3 protein-coding genes are annotated in these 9,712 nt (G+C 58.7%); all 3 read right to left on the reverse strand.

Translation table 11 applies throughout. The annotated features are described in order from the left end of the window. Entirely contained in the window at positions 1-1,383 is a 1,383-nt protein-coding gene (locus PJK54_RS14040) for an HlyD family type I secretion periplasmic adaptor subunit (RefSeq protein WP_084207911.1), read from the reverse strand. After that, positions 1,376-3,550, reverse strand: coding sequence for a type I secretion system permease/ATPase (locus tag PJK54_RS14045; protein WP_271303197.1), 2,175 nt, complete (start codon positions 3,548-3,550; stop codon positions 1,376-1,378). Before PJK54_RS14045 ends, PJK54_RS14040 begins: the two co-directional genes overlap by 8 nt. Positions 3,551-3,647: 97 nt before the next feature. Beyond that, a partial coding sequence (locus PJK54_RS14050) for a VCBS domain-containing protein (protein WP_271303198.1) occupies positions 3,648-9,712 on the reverse strand: 6,065 nt, incomplete at its 5' end.

Genomic DNA, 9,712 nt, shown 5'->3' on the forward strand with positions numbered 1-9,712 from the left:
TCAACGTTCACGCAAGGCACCTTGCCTGGCGCGCAGAATCGGCTTCATCAGGTACTGCAGGATGGTCTGCTCACCGGTGATGACATCCACGCTGGCCTGCATGCCCGGGATGATCGTGAGCGGGTCTGAGTCACTTCCAAGGTGGTTCTGCTCCGTGAGCACCTTGATTTCATAAAAGCTGTTGCCTTCTTCATCCTGAACGGTATCGGCACTGATCTGCTCCACCTCGCCTTCGAGCCCTCCATAGATGGTGAAGTCGTAGGCGGACAGCTTGACCACGGCAGGCTGGCCAATACGCAGGAAGCCGATGTCCTTGGGTGCCACCCGGGCCTGGACCAGCAGCTGATCTTCGATGGGAACGATCTCCATCAGATCTTCGCCAGGCTCGATGACCCCGCCTATGGTATTGATATTCAAGGTCTTGATGGCCCCCTGAACGGGAGACGTCACCAAAGTACGGTCAAGACGGTCCTGAAGACTGGTACGCCCCTCACGCAATCGCCCGAGATCCGCCTGAGTCTTGGCCAGCTCATCTGCTGCACGCGAACGAAATTCCTGGGCAACACCGACACGATTCGAGATGGCCTCATCCAGCTCCGACTGCTTGCCGGGCACTGCCAGTCGCGCCGACTCCAGATCCCCCCGCAGATCATTCACCTCACGCTGGATCTTGAGCAGATCGACTTGCGATACCACGCCTTCACGTACCAGCGGTGCTGTCATGTTGAGCTCACGACGTGACAGCTGGTAGCTGCGCTCCAAGCTATTGATGCGTGACTTCAGCTCTCTCAGCTCCTGCTCCTTCTGCAGAATCTGCTCACGAGAGCCATTCAAGCCACTGTTCAACTGGTTGAGGTGGGTGCGATAGGCAGTCATCGCACGCGCGACAAGTGCAGGACTGCGAGTCTTGAACTCCTCATCGAATGGCAGGGGGACGCGGGTCATGACGACCTGGTCCTTCCAGTCATCAGCAGAGGCGTCCACCGCGATGGAATCCAGCTCGGTGTCGTACAGGATGATGGTGGCCTGCAGGCCATCCAGGGTCGAGACACGCTCGCGCAGGTCGGAACCGGCGCTGGTGTCATCAATGCGCAGCAAGGGCTCTCCGGGCGACACGATCTGCCCTTCCTTGATGTAGATCTCGCGCACGATCCCCCCTTCCAGATTCTGCACGACCTGGAGGTGGGTGGAGGGCACCACCTTGCCGGAACCTCGCGTCACGACCTCCAGGCTCGCCTGGCTGGCCCAGATGACGAACACCACGATGAAGGCCAGCACCATCCAGATCAGGATGCGTGACTTCCAGGGGGTCGCCAGCAGAACGGCTGAGCTGACGTCATCCAGGTGGTGAAGATCGCGCTGTTCAATCGGTGCCTTAGCCACGTTGAGCCTCCTGCTTGCGCCCGGACACACGCCCTTCATTCAAGGCATTCAATACCTTGTCCTTGGGACCGTCAGCGACGATACGCCCACCTTCCATCACGATGACGCGGTCTACCACTTCCAGCATGCTGCTCTTGTGCGTCACCAGCACCATGGTCTGGGTACGCGGCAATGACTTGAGCATACGCCTCAGACGCAGCTCGGCACGATTGTCCATGTGCGAACCGGGCTCATCGAGCAACAGCAGCGGCGGTCGCATCAGAAGCGCCCGAGCCATCAGGACCGTCTGACGTTGGCCACTGGACAGCATCCGTCCCCCTTCCCCGACCTGGCGATCAAGTCCCTCCGGGTGATGGCGAGTGAACTCGGTCACGCCGGCAGCATCGGCCGCAAGCTCAATCTGGGTATCACTGGCATGCGGCTGCCCCAGGGTGATGTTGTCGCGGATAGAGCCGAAGAACAGCGCACTGTCCTGACCGGCATGCCCGATATGACGCCGGACATCGGCGGGATGGATCTGGTTGAGGTCAAGACCATCGACTCGCACGCTGCCGGCGGTAGCACGGTAGAGTCCGCAGATCAGGCGCTGCAGGGTGCTCTTGCCGGCACCGATACGGCCGATGATGGCCACTCGCTCGCCTGGCTCGATGGTCAACGAGATATCGGTCACCGCCGGCGGCGTGTTGGGCGCATAGGCGAAGCCGACACGATCGAACTCGATCCGCATCTGCAGTGTCTCGCGATGCACGTACCGACGATCTTCTGCCTCTTCAGGCAACGCCATGATCTGCTCAAGCGCACTCATGGCACTGCGCGTCTGCCCGATACGGGTGATCAATAGCGCCAGTTGCCCCAGGGGCTGAAGTGCACGCCCGGAAAGCATGACCGCGGCAATCAACCCACCCACCGAGAGTCGTGCATCCGCGATCAGATAGACCCCGAACACGACCAGTGCCACCGTGGTGGCCTGCGTCAATGACATGCTCAGCGAGCTGACGGATGTCGTCAGATTGCGGCTCTTCACCCCCCAATGAGCGATCTGACCCACCGCACGCTCATAGCGGCGCTGGGTCTCTCCCTGAGCATTGGCCAGCTTGAGGCTCTCGAGCCCCGAGACCGCTTCCACGAGACGCGCATTGCGCTCGGTCGCCAGCCGCGAGCCCTTCTCAATGCTGTTGCGCAGCGGTCTCTGTATCGCCAGGCTGTAGATCAGCAGGATGACAAGAGCTATCAGGGGCACAAGTACCAGGGGCCCGGCGACGATCCAGATGATGGCGAGAAACAGCAGCGCAAACGGCAGGTCGACGAGCGTGGTCAACGTCGCTGACGTGAAGAACTCGCGAATGGAATCGAATTCCTGGAGATGCTTCACATAGCCGCCCACGGAGCCGGGGCGCGACTCCATGCGCAGATTCATGGTCTTGGCAAACAGCTTGGAAGTCAGCAGCACCTCGGACTTCTTGCCGGCGGTATCCATGAAATAGGCACGCGTCTGCCGCATCACGAAATCGAATACCATGATGATCGCCATGCCCGTCGCCATGACCCACAAGGTGTTAAACGCCAGATTGGGCACCACCTTGTCATAGGCATTCATCACGAACAGTGGCGATGCCACAGCAAACAGATTGATCAGGACAGAGGCCAGAATCACGTCACGATAGATAGGCGTCGAGAGCTTCAGCGTCGACCAGAACCAGTGGCCATCGCTCTGTTCCAGCGTTTCCGGGGCGCGCTCATCGAAACGGTGTTCCTGCTTCAGGTAGACCACTCGTCCATCATGGCGTGCCGTCAGCGTTTCCAGTTCGATCCATGCATCGCCTTCCGCTTCCGGTTGATGGATTCGCGCCTTTCCTGTCTTGGCATCCACTTCCAGCAGCACGACAGCGCGCCCTTCATTCAACATCAGAATGCAGGGCATCAACAGATCGCTGATCGCGGTGATCTGTTGATTGACCAGTTTGGCGCTCAGATTGGCACGCGCGGCTGCACGGCTGACAAGCGCCAGAGGCAAACGCCCGTCCTCCATCGGCAGCCCGTCCGTCAGCACGGCGGCTGACCGGGGATTGCCGTGGTAACGCGCCATGAACACCAGCGCATTCAGCAGAGGGTCGCCCTCTCTTTCGCCGACCGGCTCTGGTCTCAATGGCGTGGGTTGATCGCTCAACCTGTCCTCCTTAGTGGGGCACTTCGCAGACATTCATTCGGTGAAGTCTAATGCAATAAAAGGGAGATGGCCTAAGCCATCTCCCTTATCTTTTGCATCAACCGTCAACGTTGGTCTTGAGGCTATTGCTATCCAGCAGCGACTGGATGATCTGGGTATCGGAATCACCGCCCGATGTCAGATCCACATCCTGCAGAGTGATCTCCTGGGTGACATTGCTGCCCGCAGAGCCGTCCACACTGATCTCGATGGTGGTACCGCCGTCCCCATCTGACTCGAAGTGCAGGAAGCTCGAGAGCGCATCGGCGTCCCCATTGGACTGAAGGAGATCCGACAGATCGATGACGTCGCCATCCGCCACACTGAAGTCGGTGATGGTATCCGTCGCCATGCCGCCTTCGCTGTTGACGTCATCACCACTCATCCACTGGAAGGTGTCTGCCCCATCGCCACCGGTGAGGATGTCGTTGCCGGAGCCACCCACCAGAAGATCATCGCCCTCGCCACCGGACAGGATATCGTTGCCGGTACCACCTCTCAGCGTATCGTTGCCGCTACCGCCTTCCAGACGATCGCTGCCCACACCGCCACTCAAGATGTCATTGCCGCCCTGGCCGATCAGATAATCGGCATAGAAAGGCCCGTCACCATCACCTGTCAAAGTATCGTTACCGGAAGTCCCGATCACGACAGCCAACTTGTCGACATCAATGCTGACGCTGGAAGTGTTGGTATCCCCGTCGTTGTCGACCGTGACGTAATCGAAGCTGTCCGTGGAACGCTCACTGACATTGTCCGGCGGCGTATAGGAGAAATCACCGGTCCCCAGATTGAACAGCATGCTGCCGCCCAGATCCGTCGAGATGGTCAACTCCAGGCTGTCTGCATCGTAACTGCTGTTGTCAGTGCCAGTGGCAGAAACAGCATTGGTATCCGGATCATAGCTGTAGGTCGTGCCATCCACAGTGACCGACTGCAGATAACCGCCATCTGCTCCCAACAGACTGCCATCCACGGAACTGCCTGATACCAGCTGACCACTGACGGGTGATTGGACCGTGGCAGCAAGCGTATCGTCGAGATCCTCGAAGCTGGTCACGACCGTACTATCGAGATCCTCATCTGCCGAGCCATCGTAGGCAATCGGATCAAGATTGGACTCGGTGACATTGCTGCCCAGGCCGATAGCGTAGGACTTGATGCCATTATCGACCAGGAAGTCAGTCCAGATATCCTCTTCATCGTTCGAGATACCGGCATCAGCGCTATACACGAACCCACCGGTAAGGACATTCAATTCCCTAGAATCCCCATCACCATAGTTTGGTTCACCATCGGAGAAGAAATAGGAAATGCTTTGCGCATCTTCCAACGCCCCATCTTGGGAGTAATTCTCGATGGCAGCAGCTAGCGCAGAGTCGTAGTTAGTGACTCCATTGGCAACAAGACTATCCAATATGGTTTCAACCTCACCGACGGTCATCCATGCATCTTGTGCTGTGCCAATGGTTGAGAACGTGACCAGATTGATACGTACGTCACCAAAGTCATCGTATGCCTCAATCAGAGACTTGATGGAATCAATGGCGCTCTGCAGGCGAGTTTCACCATCGATTCCATCAGTTGTATTCATGGAACCTGACACATCAAGAATGATAGTGAGATTCGTGTCCACCAGCGTCGAGGAGAAGCTCTGTGCTTCCTGCTGCTCGGGGGCATCATCCTCGATGCCGATGGTCAGCGTGCCGGTGGAGCTTGCGCCTTCGCTATCCGTTGCGAGCACACCGAAGTCCAGAGACAGGACATCTTCCCCATCACCCGAGTGATCAACCGCCTGACTCAGAGTGAAGGTATAGGCGCCGCTGTCATCGATGGTCACCGTCGCGACTTCATTACCCTCGGCATCGGTTGCCACCATTGACTGGGTGCCGCTGCCGGACCAGGTCACCGCACTGCCACCGGAGGTGATGGCCGTGGCGGGCGCTGTCAGCACCAGCGAGACACTGTCACTGTCGACATCCGTGACCGAAACCGTACCGGTGACGATGGTGGCATCGGTAGTATCCGTGAAGCCATCAGCCGCATCACTGTCGGCGATACCGCCTTCGAGCCCTTCTTCGCTGACGCGGCCTTCAGTCGCAGTCACCATCGGAGCGTCATTCGTCCCCTTAATGGTAATGGTGACATCCTGGGTAGCTGTCGCTCCCGCCGTATCCGTGACAGTGACGGTGTAGGTCAGGACCAGTGACTCGCCTGCAGACAGGTAATCGAAGCTTTCCCCGGCAGCACTGCTGTCGAAGGTCCAGTTGAGCGTCCCTTCAGTGTTCTCGTCATCGATGATGGCGCCGGTGTCCACCCCCAGCAGCGCAAGCAGATCATCGTTGTCCAGCGCGCCAGTATCACCATTGCTGGAGACACTGGTCACGCTTGGCGTCACGCTATTGCTGAGATCCACATCCGTCACCGACAGCGTACCGCTGGTGCTCAGGGCGGAGTCCGTTTCCGTCAGACTGGCGGAGGCGCTATCACCACTGTTGACGCTGATCGCCGGGCCGTCGTTGCGACCATTGATGGTGATCGTCAGAGTGGTGCTGGAGGTATCACCGTCAGCATCCTTGATCACGTAGGTATAGACATCCGTGACCGACTCACCCGCCGCGAGGAACTGCAGATCTTCGCGTGCTGACTGGTAGCTGTAGGAGCCATCCGCTTCAAGCGTCAGCTCGCCATGAGCACCAGTGATCACCGCCGCCGCGCCATCGCTCACCGCGACGGTTTCTGATCCGGAAGTGACGGCGGTGACGGTGACCGCATCGGCCCCCAGGGTGTCCGCCGTCGCAGATGAGCCGTCCACCACATTGCCGGTAACGGCAGCACTACGATTCTCGTTCATGCTGCGGGTATCAGCGTTGGCTATCGGCGCGGTGTCCAGAACGGTGACATCCAGACTGGATGTGGTGCTCTGACCGGCAAGATCCGTCACCACGACAGCGAAGTCGTCAACGACACTGTCATCGCCACCGGAATGATCAGCCGCAGTGCCATCTTCCACATAGCTGTAGGAGACCACCCCGGTGTCGGCATCATAGCCTGTGACGGTCAGCGTCCCTTCGCCATCTGGATTGGAGATCACTACCGGTGAGGTGTTGGCATCCGTGATATCCACACCAGCGATCGTCACTGCCGCAATACCTGCCGCAGCTTTCACGGTAAAGGTATCGGTGACCGTACTTCCTGTCGCTTCGGTGACGGACTGATCTTCCAGTGAATTGATGACCGGCAGTGCATCATCAGTACCGGTGATCACGATATCCACTGTCGTGGTGGAACCATCGCTGAGCGTGACGGTGTACTGCTCGACAATCTCGTCTTCAGACGTCAGCCCCTGAACAGCAGCTGTGTCGTTGTCGAGCGTATAGGTCCAGCTACCGTCAGCATTGACAGTGAAGCTGCCGTAGTCACTGCTGTCATCGGTCGCGGCCACGAATGTCGGCGCCACACTATCGACATCGGTCGCGGTCAGCGTACCCGACGCTTGTGTCACACCATCTTCGGCAACAGCGCCATCATCGGCACTGATGACAACAGGGTCATCGACCGCCGTGACATCCTGGAAGCTGAGAATGGCTTCATCGAACTCGGTACCATCCGTGATCACATAGGTGGTATCAGGCACCGGACCGTTGTAGTTCTCGCCGGGCGTGAAGGTGAAGGTACCATCGGCATTGATAAGTAGCGTGCCGACTTCGCCAAGATCCGCCGTCTCGCCCGGGTCGTAGGTATCGCCGTCAACAGTGAAGCTGAAGACGCTCAACTCATCACCATCGGCATCAACATCGTTGCTCAGGACGTTGCCGCTGACCGGAGTATCTTCCTCGACCAGAATCGGGCCATCGTCATAGGCCACCGGCTTGTCGTTCAAGCCCTGGACATTGATGGTGATGACAGCGGTATCTGAATCCCCATCCGCATCAAGAATGGTGTACTCGAACTCCTCCTTGACCAGATCACCCGCTCCCAATGCCTGGGCACGTACATCGTCCAGGTCATAACTGAAGCTGCCATCGGTATTGAGGGTCAGGCTGCCATAGCTGCCATCGACGGTAACACTACCCCCGTTGTCTGCCAGCAAGATGCCGTCCAGTTTCGTGATGGTCACGGCGTCGGCACCAAGCTCATCCTGACCACGACCCAAAACACTCGTGATGACATTGGTACTGATCACCGGCTCACCATCAGGGGAAGTATCGTCCTCACGAATGGTGTAGGTGTCATCATTGGCGACAGGCGCGGTATCCAGAACCGTGACGTCGAGGCTGTCGGTGGCTGTTGCACCGGTAACATCCGTCACCACCACGGTGAAGCTATCGACAACGCTGTCATCGCCGCCAGAGTGATCAGCGGCAGTACCATCTTCCACATAGCGGTAAGAGACGGTGCCCGTGTCGGCATCGTAGCCAGTGACGGTCAACGTACCTTCATCACCATCCGAGCCAGGAATCGCGACCGGATTGTCTGCAGTCGCGCCGGTGATATCGGTGCCGTTGATGGTGACGGTAGCGATGCCAGTATCAGCCTGGACATTGAAGGTATCGGTGACGGTCGCACCCTCACCCTCGATGACTGACTGATCTTCCAACGAGTCGATGGTCGGCTCACCATCATCAGCACCGGTAATAATGATATCGACGGTAGTGCTGGTGCCATCCGACAGGCTCACGATGTATTGCTCGGTGACGGTCTGTCCTTCAATCAGGCCTTGTACGTCTGCACTGTCGTTATCAAGCGTGTAGGTCCAGCTGCCGTCGGCGGCGACCTCGAAGCTGCCGTAGATACTGCTGTCATCGGTGGCGGCGACGAAGGTCGGAGCGATGCCGTCCACGTCGGTAGCCGTCAGCGCACCAGTGGCACTCAGTACGTCGTCCTCACTCACGGCACCAGTGTCTGCGGTAAGTACCGGCAGATCGTCAGACCCCGTGATGTTGATGGTCAGCGTGGTGGTAGACGTATCACCATCACTGTCCTCCAGGACATAAGTGAAGACATCTTCCGCCTGCACACCATCAGCCAGCGACTGCGTCTTGGTGGTATCCAATACGTAGGTATAGCTGCCGTCACTATTGAGTGTCAGCGTGCCATAGTCGCCGGTGACGGTCGCACTGCCGCCGTCGGCAATCCCTTTATCGTCCAGTTTGCAGACCATGAACGGCGTATCGGCGCCCAGCGTATCGGCGGTGTCATTGATACCGTCAATCACGTTGCCTGTCAGTTCATCCGTCGCATCTTCCTCGATGGTGCGTTCATCAGGGTTGGCAACCGGCGCGGTATCCAGAATCTTGACGTCAAGGCTGTCGCTCGTGCTCTGTCCTGCCAGGTCAGTGACGACCACGGCGAAGTTGTCGAACACGCTATTGTCACCAGCCGAGTGATCCGCAGCCGTACCATCCTCCACATAGGTGTAGGACACGGTGCCGGAATCGTAGCCCGTGATAGTCAGCGTCCCTTCGTCATCAGTCGCGCCCGGAATCACGATGGGGTTATCCACTGACGCCGAAGTGATATCCGTGCCATTGATGGTGACGCTGGCGATGCCGGCATCCGCCTCGACCTGGAAGGTGTCAGTGACAGTGGCACCCGTGGCCTCGGTCACTTCCTTGTCTGCCAACGTGATGATGGGCGCGGCATCGGTGGCACCGTCGACGGTGATGGTCAGCGTGGTGCTGGAGGTGTCGCCATCGGCGTCGGTGATGGTGTAGGTGAAGACGTCCGTCAGTGACTGGTCAGCATCCAGCGACTGCACATCGGCATTGGTGGTGTCGAGCACGTAGCTGTAGCTGCCATCGGCTTCGAGCGTCAGCGTGCCGTAGCTGCCGGTAACGACCGTCGCATCATCTGCGGTGACGTCGGACGCACTACCGCCGGCCGGCGTGACGCTGGTCACGCTGGTGGCATCCGCGCCCAGGGTGTCGGCGGTGTCGCTGGCGCCGTTGATGACGTTGCCGTCGAGCGCCGTGGTGGTGTCTTCGCCGATGTTGCGCGCGTCAGCCTTGGCCTCCGGCGCGGTATCGAGAATGGTGATGTCCAGGCTGTCCGTGCTGCTCTGCCCGGTGATGTCGGTGACCACGACCGCGAAACTGTCGGTGATGCCCGCATCAGGGTGAA

The sequence above is a fragment of the Cobetia sp. MMG027 genome (assembly GCF_027947415.1).
GTDB classification, from domain to species: domain Bacteria; phylum Pseudomonadota; class Gammaproteobacteria; order Pseudomonadales; family Halomonadaceae; genus Cobetia; species Cobetia marina.